At 51.0% G+C, this 22,951-nt stretch carries 23 protein-coding genes; 14 read left to right on the forward strand and 9 right to left on the reverse strand.

What is annotated here, in order from left to right:
- Window positions 1-48 precede the first annotated feature (48 nt).
- Both MET42_RS0112980 and MET42_RS0112985 read left to right on the forward strand, forming a co-directional pair.
- Window positions 49-633 (forward strand): BON domain-containing protein, encoded by a 585-nt coding sequence (locus MET42_RS0112980; protein ID WP_019883503.1) that lies wholly within the window; start codon window positions 49-51, stop codon window positions 631-633.
- 27 nt (window positions 634-660) lie between these two features.
- Window positions 661-948 carry a DUF3579 domain-containing protein gene (locus MET42_RS0112985; RefSeq protein WP_019883505.1) on the forward strand — a complete coding sequence of 96 codons (288 nt, stop codon included), beginning with the start codon at window positions 661-663 and terminating at the stop codon, window positions 946-948.
- 9 nt (window positions 949-957) lie between these two features.
- Here the strand turns inward: MET42_RS0112985 and MET42_RS0112990 are convergent, their stop codons facing one another.
- Window positions 958-1,485 (reverse strand): TlpA disulfide reductase family protein, encoded by a 528-nt coding sequence (locus tag MET42_RS0112990; RefSeq protein ID WP_369751685.1) that lies wholly within the window; start codon window positions 1,483-1,485, stop codon window positions 958-960.
- A 180-nt stretch (window positions 1,486-1,665) separates the two neighbouring features.
- Here MET42_RS0112990 and trxA point away from each other — a divergent pair, with 180 nt between their 5' ends.
- The 4 genes from trxA to MET42_RS0113010 all read left to right on the forward strand — a co-directional run bounded on the left by trxA (window position 1,666) and on the right by MET42_RS0113010 (window position 5,454).
- Window positions 1,666-1,992: a thioredoxin TrxA gene (gene trxA, locus MET42_RS0112995; protein ID WP_019883507.1), complete on the forward strand. Its 327-nt coding sequence runs from the start codon at window positions 1,666-1,668 to the stop codon at window positions 1,990-1,992.
- Between the two features lie 81 nt (window positions 1,993-2,073).
- On the forward strand, window positions 2,074-3,333 hold the full coding sequence (gene rho, locus MET42_RS0113000; protein WP_019883508.1) for a transcription termination factor Rho: 1,260 nt from the start codon (window positions 2,074-2,076) through the stop codon (window positions 3,331-3,333).
- 104 nt (window positions 3,334-3,437) lie between these two features.
- Window positions 3,438-3,638 carry a 50S ribosomal protein L31 gene (gene rpmE, locus MET42_RS0113005; protein ID WP_019883509.1) on the forward strand — a complete coding sequence of 67 codons (201 nt, stop codon included), beginning with the start codon at window positions 3,438-3,440 and terminating at the stop codon, window positions 3,636-3,638.
- Window positions 3,639-3,726: 88 nt separating this feature from the next.
- The gene (locus tag MET42_RS0113010; RefSeq protein ID WP_232411587.1) at window positions 3,727-5,454 is read left to right on the forward strand and encodes a glycosyltransferase family 39 protein; all 1,728 of its coding nucleotides are present in this window, start codon (window positions 3,727-3,729) and stop codon (window positions 5,452-5,454) included.
- Window positions 5,455-5,550: 96 nt separating this feature from the next.
- On the opposite strand, the gene MET42_RS0113015 is transcribed toward MET42_RS0113010, so the two are convergent.
- From MET42_RS0113015 to MET42_RS0113035, 5 genes are read right to left on the reverse strand one after another with little or no spacing between them, the layout of a single operon-like run.
- Window positions 5,551-5,769: a formate dehydrogenase subunit delta gene (locus MET42_RS0113015; RefSeq protein ID WP_019883512.1), complete on the reverse strand. Its 219-nt coding sequence runs from the start codon at window positions 5,767-5,769 to the stop codon at window positions 5,551-5,553.
- A gap of 15 nt (window positions 5,770-5,784) precedes the next feature.
- Window positions 5,785-6,696 (reverse strand): formate dehydrogenase accessory sulfurtransferase FdhD, encoded by a 912-nt coding sequence (gene fdhD / locus MET42_RS0113020; protein ID WP_019883513.1) that lies wholly within the window; start codon window positions 6,694-6,696, stop codon window positions 5,785-5,787.
- Complete coding sequence (gene fdhF, locus MET42_RS0113025) at window positions 6,696-9,587, reverse strand: formate dehydrogenase subunit alpha (RefSeq protein ID WP_019883514.1); 2,892 nt, start codon at window positions 9,585-9,587, stop codon at window positions 6,696-6,698. The genes fdhD and fdhF overlap by 1 nt, the downstream gene beginning before the upstream one ends.
- Window positions 9,588-9,607: 20 nt before the next feature.
- Complete coding sequence (locus tag MET42_RS0113030) at window positions 9,608-11,173, reverse strand: NADH-quinone oxidoreductase subunit NuoF (RefSeq protein WP_019883515.1); 1,566 nt, start codon at window positions 11,171-11,173, stop codon at window positions 9,608-9,610.
- On the reverse strand, window positions 11,166-11,645 hold the full coding sequence (locus MET42_RS0113035; protein ID WP_019883516.1) for a formate dehydrogenase subunit gamma: 480 nt from the start codon (window positions 11,643-11,645) through the stop codon (window positions 11,166-11,168). The genes MET42_RS0113030 and MET42_RS0113035 overlap by 8 nt, the downstream gene beginning before the upstream one ends.
- 129 nt (window positions 11,646-11,774) lie before the next feature.
- On the opposite strand from MET42_RS0113035, the gene moaA reads away from it, so the two are divergent.
- The 8 genes from moaA (at window position 11,775) to lplT (ending at window position 20,146) form a co-directional block, all read left to right on the forward strand.
- Entirely contained in the window at window positions 11,775-12,785 is a 1,011-nt protein-coding gene (gene moaA / locus MET42_RS0113040; RefSeq protein WP_019883517.1) for a GTP 3',8-cyclase MoaA, read from the forward strand.
- Complete coding sequence (gene mobA / locus MET42_RS0113045; RefSeq protein WP_019883518.1) at window positions 12,785-13,354, forward strand: molybdenum cofactor guanylyltransferase MobA; 570 nt, start codon at window positions 12,785-12,787, stop codon at window positions 13,352-13,354. The genes moaA and mobA overlap by 1 nt, the downstream gene beginning before the upstream one ends.
- 11 nt (window positions 13,355-13,365) lie before the next feature.
- Complete coding sequence (glp, locus tag MET42_RS0113050; protein WP_019883519.1) at window positions 13,366-14,631, forward strand: gephyrin-like molybdotransferase Glp; 1,266 nt, start codon at window positions 13,366-13,368, stop codon at window positions 14,629-14,631.
- A gap of 88 nt (window positions 14,632-14,719) precedes the next feature.
- On the forward strand, window positions 14,720-15,508 hold the full coding sequence (locus MET42_RS0113055) for an energy transducer TonB (RefSeq protein ID WP_019883520.1): 789 nt from the start codon (window positions 14,720-14,722) through the stop codon (window positions 15,506-15,508).
- Between the two features lie 6 nt (window positions 15,509-15,514).
- Entirely contained in the window at window positions 15,515-16,993 is a 1,479-nt protein-coding gene (locus MET42_RS0113060; RefSeq protein ID WP_019883521.1) for a HAMP domain-containing sensor histidine kinase, read from the forward strand.
- A gap of 97 nt (window positions 16,994-17,090) precedes the next feature.
- Complete coding sequence (locus MET42_RS0113065; RefSeq protein WP_019883523.1) at window positions 17,091-17,552, forward strand: peroxiredoxin; 462 nt, start codon at window positions 17,091-17,093, stop codon at window positions 17,550-17,552.
- 12 nt (window positions 17,553-17,564) lie between these two features.
- Window positions 17,565-18,959, forward strand: a complete 1,395-nt coding sequence (locus MET42_RS0113070) for a PhoH family protein (RefSeq protein WP_019883524.1) — start codon at window positions 17,565-17,567, stop codon at window positions 18,957-18,959.
- Between the two features lie 20 nt (window positions 18,960-18,979).
- Window positions 18,980-20,146 carry a lysophospholipid transporter LplT gene (gene lplT / locus MET42_RS0113075; protein WP_019883525.1) on the forward strand — a complete coding sequence of 389 codons (1,167 nt, stop codon included), beginning with the start codon at window positions 18,980-18,982 and terminating at the stop codon, window positions 20,144-20,146.
- 106 nt (window positions 20,147-20,252) lie between these two features.
- Here the strand turns inward: lplT and MET42_RS0113080 are convergent, their stop codons facing one another.
- The 3 genes from MET42_RS0113080 to MET42_RS0113090 form a co-directional block, all read right to left on the reverse strand.
- Window positions 20,253-21,578, reverse strand: coding sequence for an NAD(P)/FAD-dependent oxidoreductase (locus tag MET42_RS0113080; RefSeq protein ID WP_019883526.1), 1,326 nt, complete (start codon window positions 21,576-21,578; stop codon window positions 20,253-20,255).
- A 68-nt stretch (window positions 21,579-21,646) separates the two neighbouring features.
- Window positions 21,647-22,120 (reverse strand): c-type cytochrome, encoded by a 474-nt coding sequence (locus tag MET42_RS0113085; protein WP_019883527.1) that lies wholly within the window; start codon window positions 22,118-22,120, stop codon window positions 21,647-21,649.
- 177 nt (window positions 22,121-22,297) lie between these two features.
- On the reverse strand, window positions 22,298-22,780 hold the full coding sequence (locus tag MET42_RS0113090) for a cytochrome c (RefSeq protein ID WP_019883529.1): 483 nt from the start codon (window positions 22,778-22,780) through the stop codon (window positions 22,298-22,300).
- Window positions 22,781-22,951 lie beyond the last annotated feature (171 nt).

Genomic DNA, 22,951 nt, shown 5'->3' on the forward strand with positions numbered 1-22,951 from the left:
GTCACACCCAACATCTTTAAGTTTTTCTCGTAGATCTAAGGAAGTTTCATGACCCAACAAATTTTCACCAGAAAAGTCTCTGCTATTGCCTTGTTATTGATCAGCACGCAATTGAGTGGCTGTTTTCCTGCAGTCGTGGGCGGCGCAGCAGCCGGTGGCGCGATGGCAGCAGATCGTCGTACGTCTGGCATTTATGTCGAAGATGAAAATATCGAATTAAAAACACTGAAGCGTTTGTCGCAATACATGGACAAAGCATCGCATATCAATGTCACCAGCTACAACCGCATTGTGCTGCTGTCTGGCGAGGTGCCGAATGAAGCCCAACTCACGCAGGCAGAAACGCTGACGCGTGAAATTTCCAATGTGCGCAACATTCACAACGGATTGACCGTTGCCCCGGCCTCTTCCATTGGTGACCGCAGCAATGACACGTATATCACCACTAAAGTGAAAGCGCGTTTCGTCAGTGAGCGCCTGTTCCCGGCCAATGTGGTGAAAGTGGTCACTGAAGCCAGCGTGGTTTACTTGATGGGCATTGTCTCTGAGAAAGAAGCCACCGACGCCGTAGAAATTGCCAGAACGACAGAAGGCGTGACTAAAGTCGTCAAAGTATTTGAATACACCAATTAATTGTTAACTTCGCTTTAAGGAATCTGCATGGAAAATCAGGAAATTATTATTCAGGGCATTACATTGGCCGGAAAGCCTTTTCGCCCGAGTGACTGGGTGGACCGCATGTGCAGTACCTACGCCACGTTTGGCGATGATAAAAAGTTGCGCTATTCGCCTTACCTGAAACCAAAACTGGTCAATAACGTGCGCAGCTTGTCGGTAGACATGAAATTGAAAGACGTTAACCCGGCAGGCTTTGAGCAACTGATTCAGTTTGCCAAAGAGAATCAGCTCAGCGTGATTAACCCGGCAGGGGAAGCAGTGACTATCTAGTTTTAAACGTTATTTAGGCGCTGACGCGGCCTCCTTAAGCAGGTTTTCCAACCATTGCCTGCTTAAGGCGCCGCGTTTTACTTTGTACAGCGAACCATCCGGTGCATAAATATAAGTCGTCGGCAGCACCTCAGGGCTTGATATCGCCATCTTTTGCGCCTCCCCGAGCACAACCGGGTAAGAAATCAGCATGTCGTCCGCATATTTTTGCACGCTTTGCACAGAGTCATACTTCACAGCCACCCCCAGCACCATCACCCCCTCTTTGGCATGGGCATCATAAAAAGTCACCAACTGCGGCATTTCTTCAAGACATGGCGGGCACCAGGGCGCCCAGTAATTCACTACCAGCCACCGGCCTTTGTACTGCGAAAGCTGATGGACCTGACCTGCCATATCCTGCATGCGCCAATTAGCCAAGGGCACTGCAGCCAGGCATTGAGTTGTCAGGCACAGGCCCAACACAACCTTTAATAGATGAAATAACATGCTGCAGCCCTTGTTTTTAATCAAAACGCTCCCCATACTGGATAGCATAGACGGAAAAAACTTGATTATGCGGGAAAACTGTTGCTATACTAGTTGTTATCTCGTTTGGTAATTTCATCTTTCAGCAAATTACTAATTCAAACAAAATTTAGCCACACTTTCAAAAAATTTCTGTTTAAATCCAGTCTACATTTGATTTAAATTCTTCACCATTCTTAAGAGGCAATAATGAGCGACAACATTACCCATTTAAGCGACGCCAGCTTTGAACAAGAAGTACTGCAATCCACAGTGCCAGTATTGGTTGATTATTGGGCAGAATGGTGCGGCCCTTGTAAAATGATTGCGCCGATTCTGGATGACATCAGCAAAGAATATGCTGGTCGCCTGAAAGTGGCAAAACTGAACATTGATGATAACCAGAATACGCCGCCAAAATACGGCATTCGTGGTATCCCAACCCTGATGTTGTTTAAAAACGGCAATGTGGAAGCGACTAAAGTCGGTGCATTGTCCAAGTCTCAACTCAGCGCGTTTATCGACAGCAACATTTAATCTACTTACCCGGTTTCCAGTCTGCGAAACCGGGTTTTCTTTTCAATCTCTCCGCCGTTTCTCAGTCTAGCGAGTTACTCAATGCACTTATCCGACCTCAAACATCTCCCCGTGACCGAACTGGTCGACATGGCCATTGCCAATGACATTGAAAATGCCAGCCGCATGCGCAAGCAAGATCTTATTTTTGCGATCCTTAAAAACAAGGCCAAAAAAGGCGACAGCATTTTTGGTGATGGCACGCTGGAGGTATTACCAGACGGGTTCGGCTTTTTGCGCTCCCCGGATACGTCATACCTGGCGGGCCCGGACGATATTTACGTATCTCCGTCGCAAATACGCCGCTTTAACCTGCACACAGGTGACAGCATTCAAGGCGAAATTCGTACGCCTAAAGATGGTGAGCGTTATTTTGCCTTGGTGAAAGTGGATAGCGTCAATAATGAAGCGCCGGAAAATACCAAACACAAAATCCTGTTTGAGAACCTGACGCCACTGTTCCCAACCATACCACTGACACTGGAACGCGAAATCCGCGGTGAAGAAAACATTACCAGCCGCGTGATCGATATGATTGCGCCGATTGGTAAAGGTCAACGTGCGCTGCTGGTTGCCAGCCCGAAAAGCGGTAAAACTGTCATGCTGCAAAACATTGCCCATGCGATTACCGCCAATCATCCTGACTGTATCATGATCGTGTTACTGATTGATGAGCGTCCGGAAGAGGTGACAGAAATGACACGCTCTGTACGCGGCGAAGTAGTGGCATCCACCTTTGACGAACCAGCGACCCGCCACGTGCAAGTGGCCGAGATGGTGCTGGAAAAAGCCAAACGCCTGGTAGAACACAAAAAAGACGTGGTGATTCTGCTGGATTCGATTACCCGCCTGGCACGTGCTTACAACACGGTGATTCCTTCTTCCGGCAAAGTATTAACCGGTGGTGTGGATGCCAACGCCCTGCAAAAACCCAAACGTTTCTTTGGTGCGGCACGTAATGTCGAAGAAGGTGGTTCACTGACCATTATCGCCACTGCGCTGGTAGATACCGGTTCGCGTATGGATGACGTGATTTACGAGGAATTTAAAGGTACCGGCAACATGGAAATCCATCTGGATAGACGCATGGCCGAAAAACGTACTTACCCTGCCATTAACGTCAACAAGTCTGGCACCCGTCGCGAAGAGCTGCTGCTGGACAAAGACGTACTGCAAAAAATCTGGGTATTGCGCAAACTGCTCTACCCGATGGACGACCTCGAGGCGATGGAATTCTTGCTCGACAAAATCAAGGCGACCAAGAGCAATAACGACTTCTTCGACAGTATGCGTAGAGGCTAGCGCCACCTCGGATGCAATTATTTATCGATCTGCTATTGATAAATCAATAAAAATCATAGATAATCGCGCGTTTACTGCAACTGCTTAAAGATTAGAGAGAAAGCATGAAAGCTGATATTCACCCAAATTACCCGGAAATCAACGTCACATGTAGCTGTGGCAACAAATTCCAAACTCGTTCTACGACAGGCAAAGACCTGAACATTGAAGTATGTTCACAGTGCCACCCGTTCTACACTGGCAAACAGAAGATCGTGGATACTGCTGGTCGCGTTGAGAAATTCCGCCAAAAATACGGCATGTAATTTCGGCGAATATGGTCCAGAAAGGCAGCATGGCTGCCTTTTTTGTTTTTATAGCTAGGCATTTCAGGGGTAATATCACACTCTGATCATGCGTTCATCCCGCGATCCACACCCAACCATGCAGTTTTATATTGATCACGATTGGCAAGAAAACATGGCCACCCCACGCGCCAAAGTGGGGGAGCGCGCCAAAACGCATCTGCTGATTTTGCTATGCGCCATCTGGCTGTGTGTGGGTTTGATTGGCCACTCGCCGTGGAAACCGTTTGAATCGCAATCGGCCAGCATTATTCAAAGCCTGATCGATCACCCTTTTCTGTCTGCTAACAGTTGGACACACGGCCACTGGATTGCGCCAGTCTCAGCCGGACACCCCTTACTGGAAACGCCACCATTATTTTACTGGGCAGCCACCGGCTTTGCCCATTTACTCTCGCCCTTGCTACCAACGCACGACGCTGCCAGGCTCAGTGTAGGTCTCTGGATGCTGCTGACCCTGATCATGACCGGGCTGAGTGGTCGCGAATTATGGAATCTGGGCGTAGGTCGTCAGACCAATTTTATTTTTATCGGCTGCCTGGGATTGGTCGTCAGCGCCCATACCATGATGCCTGCCGTTGCCGCTCTCAGCGGCATCACCATGGCTTTTTACGCCCTGGCCCTGGTGATGCGCAAACCTATACGCGCCATGTGGTTACTTTGCACCGGCCTGTTAATCGCCTTTTTGGCAGGTGGCGTGGTGCCTGCTCTCACGATTATGTTATCTGTGCTTGGCCTGTTATTGGTCCCCGCCATTCGCCAGCACAAACCCACCTACCGGGCCATGTTAGCGGGCACTTTGCTTGCCATGCCAGGGATCTGGCTATGGTGCTGGCTATGCCAGCAATGGGCGCCTGGCCTGTGGCACGCGTGGTGGCAATCGCAATGGCAACTCCAGCTGCCTGGCAATCATGGCTACTTTTTAAGAACACTGGCTTGGTATGCCTGGCCAGCCCTGCCGTTCGCCATGTGGGGCGTTTGGCGATTCAGGCACTCCGTGCTGACCACTTACCGCTTTCAGCTCGGGCTGATTTTCTTCGGCATTGCTTTTATATTGATCGGCTTCATGAGCGACCGCAGCGAAGTGAGTGCATTACCACTACTGGTGCCATTGACCGTATTGGCCGCAGGCAGCATCGAAACCCTTAAACGCGGCGCCGCCGGTGCTTTAAACTGGTTTGGCCTGATTTTGTTTGGCATTCTGATTGCCACGGCCTGGCTGGGCTGGTGGGCCATGCTCAACGGCTCGCCAGTGAAGCTCTACCAGCGCCTGAGTTACCTGTCAGGACTGGAAACCATCCATTTCAGCCTGTTATACGGCGCGATTGCCGTTGCGGTGACCCTGATCTGGCTGTCAATTGTGTTGCGTGCCAAGCACTCCAACCGTTCTAGCGCCACCAACTGGGCCATCGGCATGACCTGTGCCTGGACAGTGTTTATGAGCTTATGGCTGCCAATGATAGAAGCCGCACGTACCTACCAGCCACTGTTTGAAGACCTGCGCAAGCACCTGCCTGCGCATTACAATTGCATCCACGCACAAAATATCGGTGCGTCACAAGAAGACTTGCTGCACTATCATTCTGGCATACGCTTGCATGCAGGCATACACCTAAAAGACCACGAGCAAGCCAAGTCTACGCAGTGCGATTTGTATTTGATTGAAGACCAGCCGGGCAAGCGCCACATATTGCCTGGTGAAGAGTGGCGTGTGATCTGGGAAGGCGAACAAACCCGCCAGAACCGGGAATCTTTCAGACTATTGCAGCGCCACTAAAGACTCGGGATGGCTGCTGATTTCTAGCAGCCCAGCGACAGGGCAAATGCCCCCAATAATGCGCGCGCAGCCGTGCGCTTATGCTAAAAAGGGATATTATGCCTGCACGTGTTGCTGGATAGCGGCAATCACTCGCGGATGCAGCCCCTGCCCTTGATGTTGCTGCACATGGGCAACCAGCGATTTAATCATGACTGAATTCCAGAACTTTTTAAGGTGGCTGGCAATTTCCAGCTTAGCCTCTTCCACATCTGGATTCGCTTCAAAAAAGTCGCCAATCTGGTTGGCCATCTTGATTAATTTTTCCACTTCCATAGGCTTACACTCTTTCTAGCGAAACGCACGCGCATCTGGTTCTGACAGTGCACCGCTATACACCACGCACTGCCCGGTTTTGGCAAAGCCAACCAGCAAAAAACCATATTCCTGCGCCAAATTGACTGCCAACGCAGTGGGGGCAGACAGCGCGATCAGTACCTGCCCGCCACACATCGCAACTTTTTGCACCATTTCGTAGCTGGCCCGGCTGGTCGTCAACACCCAGTGCTGCGCCCAGAAGGTTGAAAAGTCACAGCCCTGGCGCAACAAGCTGCCAATCAGCTTATCCAGTGCATTATGCCTGCCAACATCTTCGCGCACACACACCACCTGCCCACTGGCATCCGCAATCGCACTCGCATGCGTAGCGCCCGTCAGTTGCTGCAAGGGTTGCTGTGATTTCAATCCGGCCAGCGCCGCATCAATGGCCGACAATGACACCGTCACCAATGGCCCAGTCGCCGACACGGGCTGTTTAAACACTTGCTGCAAACTCTCAGCGCCACACAAACCACACCCTGTGCGCCCGGTTAAATTACGCCGCTGCGCTTTGAGCATGGCGAACTGTTCTGCGGCCAATTCAATATGTAACTCTATACCTTGTAATGGCCCGTTCGCATGAAACAAGGCTTTCGCATCTATGCCATAAATCTGGCTACGATGACTGATAATGCCTTCAGTAAACGAAAAACCATAGGCAAAATCCTCAAGATCAGCTGGGGTCGCCAGCATCACCACATGCGAAATACCGTTATACACCAGCGCAATCGGCACCTCTTCTGCCACCGCATCCGGCAAGGCAGACGACACCCCTTCGCGCCAGCGGGTCACATGCAGTGTACTCACCGCCTGTTCAGCCGCAATGGCTTGCCATTCACTACTGGCAGGCAGCGGGCAATCTTTTACATCAACGTCAACTGTCATCAAGAAACAACCGTATGCGGATCCATCCCCGACAATTCAATTTGCGTGTCGCTAAACGAACGGTAATGTTGCTGCCAATCTGACAGCTGATTGACTTTAGACACTTGCACCGCCGTTACCTTGTATTCCGGGCAATTGGTCGCCCAGTCGGAGTTGTCTGTGGTAATCACATTCGCACCGGATTCAGGATGATGGAACGTGGTATACACCACACCAGGCTGTACGCGCTCGGTAATCTTGGCACGCAACACCGTTTGTCCGGCACGACTGCTGATGCCTACCCAGTCGCCTTCGGCAATCCCGCGATCTTCAGCATCGTGCGGATGAATTTCAATCAGATCCTCATGGTGCCAGGCCACGTTTTCTGTGCGGCGTGTTTGCGCGCCCACATTGTATTGCGACAGAATACGGCCAGTGGTCAGAATCAGCGGATATTTCTGGTTCACGCGCTCTGTGGTTGGCACATATTGGGTAATAAAGAACTTGCCCTTACCACGCACAAATTCATCGACGTGCATGGTTGGCGTACCACTAGGCGCTTCGTCATTACATGGCCACTGGATGCTGCCCAGTTCATCGAGTTTTTTGAAACTGACACCGGTAAAAGTCGGCGTCAACGCGGCAATCTCGTCCATGATTTCGCTGGCATGCGCATAATGCATGGGGTAACCCAAGGCTTCTGAGAATTTGGCAGTAATTTCCCAATCTTCCATGCCGTTTTTTGGCGTCATGACTTTACGCACCGGAGAAATACGACGCTCAGCATTGGTAAAGGTACCATTCTTTTCCAGGAAAGACGCGCCGGGGAAAAATACGTGAGCAAACTTGGCCGTTTCATTGAGGAACAAGTCCTGCACAATCACGCACTCCATACTTTCCAGCGCATGGGTCACATGCTGGGTATCCGGATCAGACTGGGCAATATCTTCACCCACACAATACACGGCTTTAAAGCTGCCTTCTGCAGCCAAATCCAGCATATTGGGAATCCGAAGGCCAGGATCTGCACTCAGCGTCACGCCCCAGGCCTGTTCAAATTGCGCACGTGTTACGTCATCAGACACATGACGATAACCAGGGAATTCATGCGGCATGGAGCCCATGTCACAAGAGCCTTGCACATTGTTTTGACCACGCAATGGGTTGACGCCTACGCCTTCGCGGCCAATGTTGGCTGTTGCCATGGCTAGGTTAGCAATACCCATCACGGTGGTAGAGCCCTGGCTATGCTCGGTGACACCCAGGCCGTAGTAGATCGCAGCATTACCGCCAGTGGCATATAAACGTGCAGCCTCACGCACCTCATTGGCAGGCACACCCAATTCCTTTTCCAAGGCTTCTGGTGAGTTTTCCGGCTTGGCTGCAAAGTCACGCCAGGCAACGTACGAATCCCACTCGCAACGTGTTTTGACGAAGTCTTCCTGCACTAGACCTTCAGTCACAATCACATGAGAAATGGCAGAAATCATGGCCACATTGGTGCCAGGACGCAGTTTCAAATGGTAATCCGCACGCACATGTGCCGAGTTAGACACCAGGTCAATTTCTCGTGGATCGACCACAATCAGCTTGGCCCCTTCACGCAAGCGGCGTTTCATCAAGGAGCCAAAAACCGGGTGACCATCGGTTGGGTTCGCACCCATGACAAAAATCACGTCAGACTGCATGACTGAATCAAAGGTCTGCGTACCGGCAGACTCACCCAGGGTTTGCTTCAAACCATAACCAGTGGGGCTGTGGCAGACGCGCGCGCAGGTATCTACGTTATTACTGCCAAATACGGCCCGGATCAGCTTTTGTGTCACGTAGACTTCTTCGTTGGTACAACGGCTGGAAGTAATCCCCCCGACCGCCTCTTTGCCATATTGCTTTTGAATACGCTGGATTTCACTGGCGGCATAATTAATCGCCTCATCCCAACCCACTTTTTGCCATGGGTCATGAATGCTTTGACGGATCATGGGCGTCGTAATACGGTCCGCATGGGTCGCATAGCCCCAGGCAAAGCGGCCTTTGACACAACTATGGCCGTGGTTGGCACCCCCTTCTTTGGTCGGCGTCATACGCACCACTTGCTCGCCTTTCATTTCGGCGTCAAAGCTGCAACCCACGCCGCAATAAGCGCACGTGGTGGTGATTTTGTGTTCTGGGGTGCCCGCGTCAATCACGGTTTTTTCCATCAGCGTCGCAGTAGGGCAAGCTTGGATGCAAGCACCACAAGACACGCATTCTGACTCCAGAAAATCTTTGCCGCCAGCAGAGACCTTGCTATCAAAACCGCGGCCCTGGATGGTCAGTGCGAATGTCCCTTGTGTTTCTTCACAAGCGCGCACGCAGCGTGAACAGACAATACATTTAGAGGCATCAAATGTGAAATAGGGATTGGACTCATCCTTGGCCTGACCGAGGTGATTCTCACCATCATAGCCATAACGCACTTCGCGCAAACCTACCGCGCCCGCCATATCTTGCAGCTCGCAATCACCGTTAGCTGCACAGGTCAGGCAATCCAGCGGATGGTCTGAAATATAGAGTTCCATGACGCCACGGCGCACATCGGCCAGTTTAGGTGTCTGCGTTTTCACCTTGAGCCCTGGCGCCACTGGCGTGGTACAAGACGCCGGGTAACCGCGGCGGCCTTCGATCTCAACCAGGCATAAACGGCAGGAGCCAAACGGCTCCAATGAGTCAGTCGCGCACAACTTAGGCACGGTCACGCCGCCCAGTTGCGCGGCATGCATGATAGAAGTCCCATCAGGCACGGTCACATCTATGCCATCAATATTCAGCGTCACCATGGTGGTGCTGTCAGACTTGGGCGTGCCGTAATCGGTATCCGCATCGTATTTAAGTGCTTGCGGCTGTGAAGAGGAGTATTTGATGTCATCCATAATGTCATCCTTCGCCGCCCTTAGGCAGCAGCTTCTTTATTGCTTAGACCAAAGTCTTCAGGGAAATGATTCAGGGCGCTCAACACCGGGTAAGGCGTCATGCCCCCCAATGCACACAAGGAACCATTCAGCATGGTGTCGGACAAGTCACGCAGTAACTGCACATTTTGCGGGTGGTTCTTGCCCAGCACAATTTTGTCCATCACCTCTACGCCGCGCGTAGAGCCTATACGGCACGGCGTACATTTGCCGCAACTTTCAACGGCACAAAACTCAAAAGCGTAACGTGCCATGTTGGCCATATCGACACTGTCATCAAACGCCACAATACCACCATGACCCAACACGGCCCAAATCTTGGTAAACGCTTCGTAATCCAGCGGCGTATCAAACTGGCTCTCCGGCAAATAAGCCCCCAATGGGCCACCTACTTGTACGGCGCGAATAGGCCGACCCGAGGCAGAACCGCCGCCATGGTCATACAATAGCTCACGTAAAGTGGCACCAAACGCCAGCTCGACCAGACCGGTTTGTTTTAAGTTGCCCGCCAGTTGAATAGGCAAAGTACCACGCGAACGGCCCATTCCGTAATCGGCATAATATTGCGCGCCTTTATCCAGAATAATCGGCACTGTCGCCAGTGAAATCACATTATTAACAATGGTCGGCTTGCCAAACAAGCCTTCAATTGCAGGCAGTGGTGGTTTAAACCTGACCAGGCCACGCTTGCCTTCCAGGCTTTCCAGCAAAGAAGTTTCTTCGCCGCAAACATAGGCACCCGCAGCACGACGTACTTCGAGATGAAAAGTATGGCCCGAGCCCAGAATATTTTCGCCCAGGTAGCCCGCTAAATTCGCTTTACGGATGGCCTCATTCAGTGTTTTCAGCGCATGCGGATATTCGCTGCGCAAATAGATATAACCTTGGGTAGCCCCCACTGCAATCCCGGCAATGGTCATACCCTCAATGAGCACAAAAGGATCATCTTCCATGATCATCCGGTCAGAATAGGTGCCCGAGTCGCCTTCGTCAGCGTTACAAACAACATATTTCTGCTCTGCCGGGGCATTGAGCACGGTATTCCACTTGATGCCGGTGGGGAAAGCCGCACCACCACGACCTCGCAAACCAGAGTCGGTGACTGCTTTAACAATATCGGCACCAGACATGGCCAAGGCATTTTTGAGGCCTTGATAGCCATCATGGGCCAGATAATCTTCGAGTGAAAGCGGGTCAGTGATGCCGACGCGGGCGAAGGTTAAACGTTGCTGTTTTTTCAGCCAGGCCAGCTCATCGGTCAACCCTAAATATAAAGGATGCGCTTTAGCTTTGTCAGCGAGTGCATTGGTAAACTCTGCATTAAACAAGCCAGCCACGTCTGAGGGCTGCACCGGGCCAAAGGCGACGCGGCCTTGCGCGGTTTCAACTTCCACCAGCGGCTCCAGCCAAAACAAGCCACGTGAACCGTTGCGCACTAATGTCATCTCGACACCCCGCGACTGCGCCTCTTGCATGATTTTTTTAGCCGTACGCTCGGCGCCCAGGGAAAGTGCGGTGGAGTCTATGGGCACATATACCTTAACCATGGCACACCTCGCTAATCAATGCGGTGACCTTGTCAGTACTCATGCGACCATACACTTCATCATCCAGCATCACTGCCGGCGAACAGCCACAGTTTCCTAGGCAATATACCGGTAACAAAGTCACCTCGCCGTCAGCAGTGGTTTGGTGATAATCCACACCTAGTTTCGCTTTTAGCTCGGCTTCCAGCTTGGCAGACCCCATGGACTGACAGGACTCGGCACGGCAGACTTGCAATATGTGCTTACCGATGGGATGGGTACGGAAATGATGATAAAAACTGACGACACCGTGGACTTCGGCCACAGACAGGGCCAGCGCTTTGGCAATCTCCGGATATACGGCTTCCGGCACATAGCCAATATCGTCCTGAATCGCATGCAACAAAGGCATCAGCCCACCCGGCACATGCTGGTGTGCTTGAATATGCGCCTGTATCTGCGCGTGTTGCTCGTGGCTTAATGTGTTATCCAAACCGACCTCACATTTAACTGGTTACAATTTAGTTACATTCTATCACCCTCGAATCATATCCTCTATTTATGCCTTGTGAAAGCCTAAAAAGGGCATAAAATACGAATTACTTTAGACCTTAATATAGTCATGCAAACAACGGCCACCATTCCTACACAATTGATCGACCAGTTTGGTCGGCGCGTGGACTATATCCGCCTGTCGATCACCGATCGTTGTGATTTTCGTTGCCAATACTGCATGGCAGAAGACATGACGTTTCTGCCGCGCGATGCCGTGTTATCACTCGAAGAATGTGCACGCCTCGTTAAACTGTTTGTCCGTATGGGCGTGCGTAAAGTTCGCATCACCGGTGGTGAACCGCTGGTACGCAAAAATGCCATGTGGCTGTTTGAGGAAATTGGTCATTTGCCCGGCCTGGATGAGTGTGTACTCACCACCAATGGCAGCCAGCTGGATAAATATGCCACGGCGCTGAAAACCGCTGGCGTCAAACGCATCAATATCTCCATCGATAGCCTGCAGGCAGACCGTTTTAAAACCATCACCCGTGTGGGCGAATTATCAAAAGTGCTCACCGGACTGGACGCAGCCAGGTCTGCAGGCTTTGACAATATTAAAATCAACACCGTGCTGATGCGTGGCATCAACGATGATGAAGCCGAAGCCCTGGTCAACTTTGCGATTGAAAAACAGGTCGATATCAGCTTTATTGAAGAAATGCCGCTAGGGGCAGTGGAGCATGATCGCGAACAAAGTTGTGTCAGCAATACCGAGACGCTTGCCCTGCTAAAAAGTAAGTTCTCACTCACGCCTAGTACCCACAGGACAGGCGGCCCTGCGCGCTATTGGCAAGTCAATGGCCAGCCAACCAGGATTGGTTTTATCTCACCGCATAGCCACAATTTTTGCGAGAGTTGTAACCGCGTGCGCATCACCTGTCAGGGAGAACTGTTCCTGTGCCTGGGGCAAGACCATCAAGTTAATTTACTGCCATTGCTACGCGCGCATCCTGACGACGACCAACCCTTGGTAGACGCCATTCTGCATGGCATGCGTATCAAGCCTCAAGGGCACGATTTCGATTTACGGCGTGCAGCCCCTGCGGTTGTCCGCTTTATGTCGCATACGGGTGGTTAATGCAGATTACCGCAGTCATCCTGGCCGGTGGGCGCGGCATGCGCATGGGCGGTGCCGATAAAGGCATGGTGCATTATCAAGACAAGCCCCTGGTCGCACACGTGCTGGAACGCATACAGCCGCAGGTGGATCATGTCATCATCAATGCCAACCGCCATGTAGAGCAGTACCGGGGATTTGGCGTCCCGGTGGTCACCGATGCCAACAATCAGTTTGATGGTCCACTGGCAGGCATGCAAGCAGGCATGCATCATGCCACGACAGATTGGATACTCAGCGTCCCCTGCGACTCACCATTGTTGCCACTGGATTTAGTCAGTCGACTGCGTCGCGCCATCAGCGAGGCCTCGGCAATCAATAAGACCCATGCCCTGCTGGCCATTGCGCGCAGCGCCAGTGGCACGCACCCAGTGTTTTGCCTGATGCCACGCCAATTGAGCGCTGACCTCGATGCTTTTCTGCAACAAGGTCAGCGCAAAGTGAGTGCCTGGCAAGCCCAGCATCCCCATGTATTCGTCAGCTTTGAAGATGAGCAAGCGTTTACTAACATCAACCACCATCCCTCTTAGCCTTAGCCATCATGACTAACCAAGCCCTTTTGCAACAACTGGCCAGCAATCCTTCCTGCGCAGATGACTATGACCCCAATGCCATGTCTGTGACGCAAGCACGTCAGTATATCCAGCAATTTTTATCGCCTGTGCAAGACAGCGAAACCATTAGCATCAAACAAGCGCTGGGGCGCACACTATCAACGTCCGTGACATCTGGCCTCAATGTGCCTGGCCATGACAATTCGGCCATGGACGGCTTTGCGTTCCGCTATGCAGAGGCGACGCAACCACTAAAAATCGTGGGCACCGCATTTGCAGGTAATCCATTTACCGGTGAGTTACCCGCAGGCGGCTGCGTCAAAATCATGACAGGTGCGGTGATTCCATCTGGCGTGGATACCGTCGTCATGCAAGAGCACACCACCACTGAAAATGAGATGGTCACAGTGCTCAAAATCCCGGCCCAAGGTGCGAATATCCGCCTGACAGGGGAAGACATCACGATTGGTCAAACCGTGCTGGCGCGCGGCCATCAAATACAACCGGCCGATATGGGGCTACTGGCCTCGCTGGGCATTGCAGAAGTCCAGGTGTACCGCCGCTTGAAAGTGGCTTTTTTCAGCACCGGCGATGAGCTGGTCAGTGTCGGTCAGCCACTACAGGCGGGCCAGATTTACGATAGTAATCGTTATAGCTTATGGGGCATGTTGCAAGCACTAGGGGTAGACGTGCATGACCTGGGCAATGTCGCCGATGATCCAGATGCATTGGAAAAAACATTGCTACAAGCGGCTGCCGAGCATGATGTGGTGATTACCAGTGGCGGCGTATCGGTAGGCGAAGCTGACTTTATGAAACAATTGTTGGCGAAACACGGCCAGGTATTATTCTGGAAAATCAATATGAAACCGGGCCGCCCGCTGGCCTACGGCAAAATCGGCCAGTCACATTACTTTGGCTTACCCGGCAATCCGGTGTCTACCATGGTGACTTTTTACCAGTTTGTACAAGCAGCCCTCAAAAACCTGATGGGTTCGAACACCTTTAGCCAGCCCTCATTCAAGGTCGAGTGTGTCAGCGCCATTAAAAAAGCACCCGGCCGCACCGAGTTCCAGCGTGGCATCTTATTTAAAGCAGGCGAAGACTGGAAGGTGAAAACCACCGGTGAGCAAGGCTCGGGGATTTTGAGCAGCATGAGCCAGGCCAATTGCTTTATTGTGCTGGATGACAAAACCAGCACACTGGCAGCAGGCACGCTGGTTGAGGTGCAACCTTTCAGCGGCATTTGCTAAGCCGCCCGACCCACACAAGCTGGCATGAATCATAAAAAATAGCTTATAGTGTCGGGTCGCAGCGGGGGTTAATCATAAGGGTGTTGGCGTGCAAGCCGTGTTAAAAGAGTCCAAACAGTTCAGTCATGTATTAGAGTGGTGCTTGATTGCTTCACTGCTTATCCATGCAGCGATCATGTTTACCATGCCCAAGCCAGACTATGACCTGCCACCGCCAAAAAAGCAGGAAATCCGCATTGAGTTAGTGAAAGAGCAGCCACCTGCACCAGCGCAGCCAGTCGCCGAGCCGGAGCCTACCCCCGTAAAACCTGAACCACCGAAGCCACAACCGGTAAAGAGCGAGTCCAAGCCGGTTGAACACAAGCCGGTGGAACAAAAACCAGTCGCGCCGCAAAAACCATCCCCAACCCCGGAGCCTCCCACAGAGACACCGCGCCAGGTCGTTGAGTCCCCAGCCCCGGCAGTGATTACAGCCAAACCAACTGTTAGCGAAGCAAAGCCTGAGATGGTGGCGCCTCCAGCGCCGCCTGCACCGCCACCTGAGCCGGTCAAAGCCAGTGGACCGAGCGAAGGCGATATTGAGGCTGCGCGCAATGCGTTTAAAGAGGCTGCGCAACGTGAAATTCAAAAGAACCTGCGCTATCCCAGAATTGCGCTGGAGCGCGGCATTGAAGGGGTGACCAACCTGCACATTACCTTTGACGACCATGGCAACGTGACTAGCATTGAAGTGGTGGAGTCTAGCGGCAACAAGGCCATCGATGAGGCTGCCATTGCCACCATCAAGAAGTCGCAGTTAAAGTCGCTGTTTAACGATTTATTGCGCGGCAGGCTGAAGTCTACCAATGTGCCAGTCAGCTTCAAGCTGGCAAGTTAAGCTGCCATGTTTTTCAAACGCACCTCCTTAGGCACCTCAGCCAAAGCCCACGACAAGCCGCTCAGGCACTTACTGCTGTTTCATGACCTGTACTTTATTGCACTGATCGTGTTGGCAGTTGCCAGCGGCGGCTACGGTATTTATCTGTGGGACAAAGCCTCCAAGCAATCTCAACGCATTAACTTTGTCATTCAGGAAATCTACCTGGTGCGCGGCGACCTGTATCGTCAAACCAAAGAGTTATTTGATGCATTTTTCTTGCAGGAAGAGAATGCATTACATGAATACAACCAATACACTACCTCCATCTTGGATCACCTGGAGCGCCTGCAAAATGTCGCCATCGATCAGGAAGAGCGCGATGCGCTGATGGACATAGAGCTGAAATACCGCAACCTGGTCAATGAAGCACCGGCCTTGTTTTATCGCTATCAGAATAACCCTGATCGCAAAGCGCAAAAGTCCATTTACCAGGATATTGAAACCGGCATTTTCAGACACTATGAAGAGGTTTCCAAGCGTGCCGAAAACTTGCTGTTTGTGAAACAGGGAGAAATCAAGCAACGCCTGGACGAGGCCAGAAGCAACTCGATTGCGGTGCTCTCATTACCACTGCTACTGGCCTGCATCCTGATTGTGTATTCACGCCGGATTCTGAAAAACTCCATCGTCCGGCCAATTAACGACATCATGCAGGCCACCAATGCCATCAGTACTGGCAACCTGAGCCATCAGGTACCGGAGGCCGGTGCAGAGGAACTGGCGGTGCTGTCGAGAGAAATTAATAAAATGGCCGAAGACCTGGCAGCCAGTCGTGACGCACTGGTTAAAAGCGAAAAACAGGCGGCACTCGGCCTGCTGGTGCCCATGCTGGCGCATAACATCCGCAATCCGCTGGCCAGCATACGTGCAACCGCACAAGTCATTGACGACCCCTTGCTGGATAAAGACACGCTGGAGTCGATTCAAGGCATTATCCACACAGTGGACAGGCTGGAGCGCTGGACAGGCAGCCTGCTGTCTTACCTGCACCCGATCAAACCCATGCTCAACCAGTTACTGCTTTCCTCTATTGTGCAGGGTGCTATCACCACCTTGCAGCCAAAACTCAATGAAAAGCAGATCAGGGTCATTGAAAACAGCACAACGATCAAACGCCTGGTGCTTACAGACGAACATTTACTGGAACAAATGCTGTATAACCTGCTTCTAAATGCCTCAGAGGCTTCACCGCGAGGCACAGAAATACAGTTAACCTGCAGACTGGCTAATAACCTGCTCACTATCACCATTATCGACCAAGGGCCAGGCATGCCATTCAAGCCGGAGCCCCATGCGCTGACGCCGGGCCCGACCACCAAACGCTTTGGCACCGGCCTGGGTATCCCGTTTGCGTTCAAGGTATGCGAGGAACTGGGCGGCGCCATGGCCTTTGACAGCGAGCCAGGCCAAGGCACGCACATTACCATCACGTTACCGCAATAATTGGCTAGACCTGCGGCTGACATGAGAATTTTCGTTTTGTGCTTGCTTAATTTTGTATTTTTATCAACAATGTGATTAAGTGATTGTCATGACTACTATGTTGAATTCACCTGTTCCAGAACTCATCTTACCGGCCACTTCTGGCCTCCAATTTAATAGCAAAGACTATTTGGGTAAGTTTCTCGTTCTCTATTTTTACCCCAAAGATGCCACGCCCGGCTGTACTACGCAGGGCATGCAGTTTCGCGATATGCATGAGCAGTTTGCTGCAGCCAATGCCGTGGTCTTTGGCATTTCACGCGACAGCCTGAAATCACACGAAAATTTCAAAGCCAAGTACACGTTTCCGTTTGAGCTGATTTCTGACAGCGAAGAAATCGCCTGTCAGGCATTCAACGTGATTAAAATGAAGAACATGTACGGCAAACAAGTACGAGGCATTGAACGCAGTACATTCCTGGTCAACCCACAAGGCATCATTGTGCGCGAATGGCGTGGTGTCAAAGTGGATGGTCATGCCGCCGAGGTATACGCCAGTATTCAGTCTTCCCACTCATAAAAGTGATTTTCTATGGCCCGTGCTGCACACACCAAGTTGTTTGTTCTTGATACCAACGTTCTGATGCACGACCCGTCGTCGCTATTCAGATTTGAAGAGCACGATGTCTATTTGCCAATGGTGACATTGGAGGAACTAGACAATAACAAGAAGGGACTGACTGAAGTCGCCCGTAACGCCCGTCAGGCCAGCCGTTTTCTGGAAGAAATCATCGGCAGCATAGACACTGACAAACTGGAAGAAGGCTGCCCACTGGGTATTCAGGGTAATCGCCACCTGACCGGCAAGCTGTTCTTCCAGATGGAGCATGTGCCGACTGACCTGCCAGGCCTGGCAGGCAGCAAGGCAGATAACCAGATCATCAGCGTCGCCCTGTCCCTGAAAAAACAGTTTTCCAAACGTAATGTCATCCTGGTCAGCAAGGACATCAATATCCGCATTAAAGCCCGCGCCATGGGCGTGCCGGCTGAAGATTACTTTAACGATAAAGTGCTGGAAGACAGCGACATGCTGTATACCGGCCTGCGCGAACTGCCGGAAGACTTCTGGGAAGCACACAGCAAAGACATGCACTCCTGGCAAGAAGCCGGCCGCATGTTTTATAAAATCAGCGGCCCTATCGTCAAGTCACTGCTAATCAACGAGTTTTTGTTTTATGAGTACCACAAACCGTTCCATGCCATTGTGCGTAAAATTGAAGACAATTCAGCCGTGCTGGAAGTGGTGCATGACCACGCCAACCCTAAACACAGTGTCTGGGGCATTACGGCACGCAATCGTGAACAAAATTTCGCCTTGAACTTGCTGATGGATCCTGACATAGATTTTGTCACACTGTTAGGCCAGGCCGGTACCGGTAAAACCCTGTTGACCCTGGCGGCGGCACTGACGCAAACATTGGATAAAAAACGCTATTCCGAGATCATCATGACGCGCGTCACGGTACCGGTGGGGGAAGACATCGGCTTCTTGCCAGGCACCGAAGAAGAAAAAATGGCGCCATGGATGGGCGCCCTGGAAGACAACCTTGATGTATTGAACAAAACAGATGAGGACGTAGGTGAATGGGGGCGTGCTGCTACCCAGGACTTAATCCGCACCCGCATTAAAATCAAATCATTGAATTTCATGCGTGGCCGTACTTTCCTCAATAAATTTTTAATTATCGACGAGGCGCAAAACCTGACGCCAAAACAAATGAAAACCTTGATTACACGTGCAGGCCCTGGCACTAAAGTGGTGTGCCTGGGCAATATCGCCCAGATCGATACGCCTTATCTGACAGAAGGTAGCTCAGGCCTGACTTACGTGGTCGATCGTTTCAAAAACTGGTCACATAATGGCCATATCACGCTGGTTCGTGGCGAACGCTCACGCCTGGCAGATTTTGCAGCCGAGGTCCTGTAGACGTAGTCTGCTTGAATGTGATGGTTAAAGGCTTTTATACCTTACTGATTGCCCAGTTCTTATCGGCAATCGCTGATAATGCACTCTTGTTTGCAGCGATTGCGCTGCTGGCCCAGCTCAACGCACCGAGCTGGCATGAACCGCTGCTACGAGAGTTCTTTGTCATTTCCTACATCGTGCTGGCACCGTTTGTCGGCCCGTTTGCCGATGCGCTCCCTAAGGGCCGCGTGATGTTCTTGAGTAACGGCTTGAAGTTTATCGGCTGTTTAATGGCCCTGGTCGGCGTCCCGCCATTGTATGCCTATGCCATGGTCGGCGTCGGCGCTGCGGCCTACTCTCCAGCAAAATACGGCATCCTGACCGAGATGCTACCGTCGAAGTTGCTGATCAAGGCCAACGCCTGGATGGAAGGCACAACCGTGACTGCCATCATCCTCGGCCCGGTTTTAGGCTCTACGCTGTCGGTCAACAACCCATACATAGGCATTGCCTGCATCATGCTGCTGTATTTGCTGGCGGCGGGCTTTAACTATTACATCCCAAAAGTACCCATCGACCATAAAGTGGCACAAAAAACATTGCGTTTTTTGCTCAAGGACTTCTGGCATGCGTTTGTGACCCTATGGAAAGACCCGCAAGGCCAGGTATCGCTGGCAGTGACAACACTGTTTTGGGGCGCAGGCGCAACACTGCAATTTGTGGTGTTGCAATGGGCTGATGTCAGGCTCGGATTCTCGCAACAGCAAGCCACCTATTTGATTGCAATCCTGGCCGTCGGCATTGCTGTTGGCTCCATCATCGCTTCGCGTTATGTAGAGCTGGAAAATGCCGTTAAAGTCCTGCCAGCCGGCATTTACATGGGTATTTTGGTCATCAGCATGATAGTGATCCACAGCCCTATCCTGGCCGGCATTCTGCTGTTTGTGATTGGCGTGCTCTCCGGTTATTTCCTGGTGCCGCTTAACTCGTTGCTACAACATCGCGGGCATCATCTGCTTGGCGCAGGCCATTCGATAGCGGTACAAAACTTTAACGAGAACATAGGCATTTTGCTATTGCTAGGCGCCTACACCTGGATGGTGGGGGAAAAGCTGGAGATCAACACAATCGTTGCTATTTTCGGTGTGTTTATCATCGTCAGCATGTCGTTGATCACTCTGGTTTATCGCAAACAAATCCGGCAATAAGCAGATTGAGTTTACCCAATAAAAAAGGCGCCTGAAGCGCCTTTTTTATTGCCATGCCATTAGTGCACGTTTACAACACCAGTGCAGTTTTACCAGTGCAATTTTATTAGTGCAGTTTTACATGCGGCTCAGTACGTCTCGAAATAATACGCCCGATGGTATGCACAATCACGGCAAAAATACCGTGTAATGCCATCAAATGCATCTTATACAAAGAGCGATACATCACGCGCGCAAACAGGCCCTGAATGTACATACTGCCGCCTGCAACGGCACCCATCAGGCTGCCAACAGTTGAGTATTTACCCAGGTTCACCAATGAACCGTAATCGGTATAGTGGAATTCGGGCAATTGTGCTTTACCAGCCACGCGCGCCTTGACTGTTTTCACCAGTAAAGAGGACTGTTGGTGCGCTGCCTGAGCACGTGGCGGCACAGTGGTGTCATGGCCTAACCATGGACAAGCTGCGCAGTCACCGAAAGCAAAAATGTTCTCGTCATGCGTGCTTTGCAAATGCTGATTGACCACCAACTGGTTAATCCGGTTGGTTTCCAGGCCATCGATATCTTTCAGGAAATCTGGTGCCTTGATACCAGCTGCCCACACCACAAGTTCTGCCGGAATGGTGCGGCCACTATGCGTAGTAATGCCTTTTTCAGAAACCTCGGTCACGCGCTCACCGGTAAACACATTGACACGCAGCTTACGCAACTCTACGTCTACCGCATAAGATAGCTTTGCCGGCAATGCAGGCAAGATACGGTCGCTGGCTTCGATCAAGGAAATTTTGACGTCACGGTCCGCATCAATTTTGTCCAGGCCGTAAGCGGCCAACTCACGCGTTGTATTATGTAATTCTGCCGCCAACTCAACACCTGTCGCACCCGCGCCAACAATGGCCACTTCCAGTTGGCCAGGCTTTAATGCCTCGGGCTGGGTTTGCGCACGCAATAAAGCGTTATGCAAATAGCGATGGAATTTTTGCGCTTGCGCCTGTGTGTCCAGCGCCATCGAGAACTCGCGTGCGCCCTTAATGCCGAAATCATTGGTCGTGCTACCCACGGCAATAATCAAGGTATCGTATTTGAACGAACGACGCGCAATAATTTCATTACCATCTTCATCATGCACCGGCGCCAGCAACACTTCACGTGTGCTACGGTTGAGGCCATCCATACGGCCCAGACGAAATTTAAAATGATGCCAGTGCGCCTGCGCCAGATACTCCAGCTCATGACGGTCAGGATCCATGCTGCCCGCTGCAATTTCATGCAGCAATGGTTTCCATACATGCGTTCTAGTGGCATCAATCAGCGTAATTCTGGCTTTTTTCTTCTTGCCCAGAGAGTCACCCAGTTTGGTCGCCAACTCAAGGCCACCTGCACCGCCACCTACAATGATGACATGGTGTAAATCATTTTCGTCTGTCACGCTCTATCCTTCAATAAAAAAGCGCGCCTGCCGTACTGCCAAGCGCGCACAACAACTTAATTATACCGTTATTCGTTACCAGTAATTTTGGCATGACTACGAATAAACGCGATAACTTTCAACACATCATCCGGTTTCAAACCATCATCTGGCGCCATCAAACCAAAACCTTTAGCACCCATACCACCATTGGTACCATGCCAAATCGTTTCAAACATTCCTTTGTTGGTTGCATTTTTGGAATAACGGAAATTTTCACCAATCAAACCAGGACCAACTGCGCCTTCACCATGCCCACCGTGGCAAGCTACACAAGAATACAGGTTAAATCTTTTTTTACCCTCTTTAATCGCCTCTTCATTGCCGATGTAAGGGTTTTTACCCGTCGCCAAAAACTCTTTTGCTGCTGGTGTATCAAACATTTTCACGTCAATTGCCAGCGGCTGACCATCTTGTGTTGCCACAAACTGAATCGCCTTGATGTCACCACCAGCATCCGCTGCAGCACCAGATTGACCACCGTTATTACAGGCTGCCAGCATTGCGGCGAGCAGTGTAGTTAAAAGCATACTTCTCATGATTACCCCCATCTTTCCTAAGATCCATGTTCTTTGAAATAAAACGGTTTTTAATTGTTTTTTATAATCAAACCGACTGCATTTATTGTGCCACAAAAACAAAAAACGGTCACCTTAGTGACCGTTTTTATTCGTAACGAATTACTCGTTACCTGTCGTTCCTACATTGCTATTGCTACGAATGAAAGCAATCACTTTCAGCACTTCATCTGGTTTGATACCATCATCTGGAGCCATCAAGCCAAAGCCTTTAGCACCCATACCACCGTTAGTACCGTGCCAGATAGTTTCAAACATACCTTTGTTCGTTGCGTTTTTCGCGTAACGGAAGTTTGAACCGATCAAGCCTGGACCTACTGCGCCTTCACCTTTACCACCGTGACAGGCCACGCAAGAGTACAGATTGAAAATCTTTTTGCCTTTTTTAATCGCTTCATCGTTACCGATGTAAGGGTTTTTACCTGTAGCTAAAAACTCTTTCGAAGCGTCTGTATCAAACATTGCTTTATCGATACTGATGGTTGAGCCGTCTTGAGTAGCTGAAAAAGTGATATCAGCCATCGCACCTGTGGCAAATGCCATCAAGGAAATCAACAATGCTGATTTAAATGTGTTGCCTAACATGTTTTCTCCTAATCCTAAACAAAATGAGCGACGTTAACATCAAGACCCAACCAACATTAACGTATGCTCATTTAACGAATCGTTCCAGAAACGGTTGACGAATATTTCCGAAATTAATTACAGAATATTTCACTTAGCCATCTCAAAACAAGGCCACGATTCTACTGCGTT

Source organism: Methylophilus sp. 42 (assembly GCF_000384155.1).
In the GTDB taxonomy this organism is placed as follows: domain Bacteria; phylum Pseudomonadota; class Gammaproteobacteria; order Burkholderiales; family Methylophilaceae; genus Methylophilus.

Excerpts from the sequence above, each read along its gene's own strand:
- mobA (WP_019883518.1), top strand. The coding sequence starts at position 12,785 with ATGCAGATTACCGCAGTCATCCTGGCCGGTGGGCGCGGCATGCGCATG.
- fdhF (WP_019883514.1), bottom strand. The coding sequence starts at position 9,587 with ATGGATGACATCAAATACTCCTCTTCACAGCCGCAAGCACTTAAATAC.
- rpmE (WP_019883509.1), top strand. The coding sequence starts at position 3,438 with ATGAAAGCTGATATTCACCCAAATTACCCGGAAATCAACGTCACATGT.
- rho (WP_019883508.1), top strand. The coding sequence starts at position 2,074 with ATGCACTTATCCGACCTCAAACATCTCCCCGTGACCGAACTGGTCGAC.
- MET42_RS0112980 (WP_019883503.1), top strand. The coding sequence starts at position 49 with ATGACCCAACAAATTTTCACCAGAAAAGTCTCTGCTATTGCCTTGTTA.
- MET42_RS0113060 (WP_019883521.1), top strand. The coding sequence starts at position 15,515 with ATGTTTTTCAAACGCACCTCCTTAGGCACCTCAGCCAAAGCCCACGAC.
- MET42_RS0113065 (WP_019883523.1), top strand. The coding sequence starts at position 17,091 with ATGTTGAATTCACCTGTTCCAGAACTCATCTTACCGGCCACTTCTGGC.
- MET42_RS0113030 (WP_019883515.1), bottom strand. The coding sequence starts at position 11,173 with ATGGTTAAGGTATATGTGCCCATAGACTCCACCGCACTTTCCCTGGGC.
- glp (WP_019883519.1), top strand. The coding sequence starts at position 13,366 with ATGACTAACCAAGCCCTTTTGCAACAACTGGCCAGCAATCCTTCCTGC.
- fdhD (WP_019883513.1), bottom strand. The coding sequence starts at position 6,696 with ATGACAGTTGACGTTGATGTAAAAGATTGCCCGCTGCCTGCCAGTAGT.
- MET42_RS0112985 (WP_019883505.1), top strand. The coding sequence starts at position 661 with ATGGAAAATCAGGAAATTATTATTCAGGGCATTACATTGGCCGGAAAG.
- moaA (WP_019883517.1), top strand. The coding sequence starts at position 11,775 with ATGCAAACAACGGCCACCATTCCTACACAATTGATCGACCAGTTTGGT.
- lplT (WP_019883525.1), top strand. The coding sequence starts at position 18,980 with ATGGTTAAAGGCTTTTATACCTTACTGATTGCCCAGTTCTTATCGGCA.
- MET42_RS0112990 (WP_369751685.1), bottom strand. The coding sequence starts at position 1,485 with ATGCTATCCAGTATGGGGAGCGTTTTGATTAAAAACAAGGGCTGCAGC.
- MET42_RS0113085 (WP_019883527.1), bottom strand. The coding sequence starts at position 22,120 with ATGCTGGCAGCCTGTAATAACGGTGGTCAATCTGGTGCTGCAGCGGAT.
- MET42_RS0113090 (WP_019883529.1), bottom strand. The coding sequence starts at position 22,780 with ATGTTAGGCAACACATTTAAATCAGCATTGTTGATTTCCTTGATGGCA.
- MET42_RS0113015 (WP_019883512.1), bottom strand. The coding sequence starts at position 5,769 with ATGGAAGTGGAAAAATTAATCAAGATGGCCAACCAGATTGGCGACTTT.
- MET42_RS0113070 (WP_019883524.1), top strand. The coding sequence starts at position 17,565 with ATGGCCCGTGCTGCACACACCAAGTTGTTTGTTCTTGATACCAACGTT.
- MET42_RS0113010 (WP_232411587.1), top strand. The coding sequence starts at position 3,727 with ATGCGTTCATCCCGCGATCCACACCCAACCATGCAGTTTTATATTGAT.
- trxA (WP_019883507.1), top strand. The coding sequence starts at position 1,666 with ATGAGCGACAACATTACCCATTTAAGCGACGCCAGCTTTGAACAAGAA.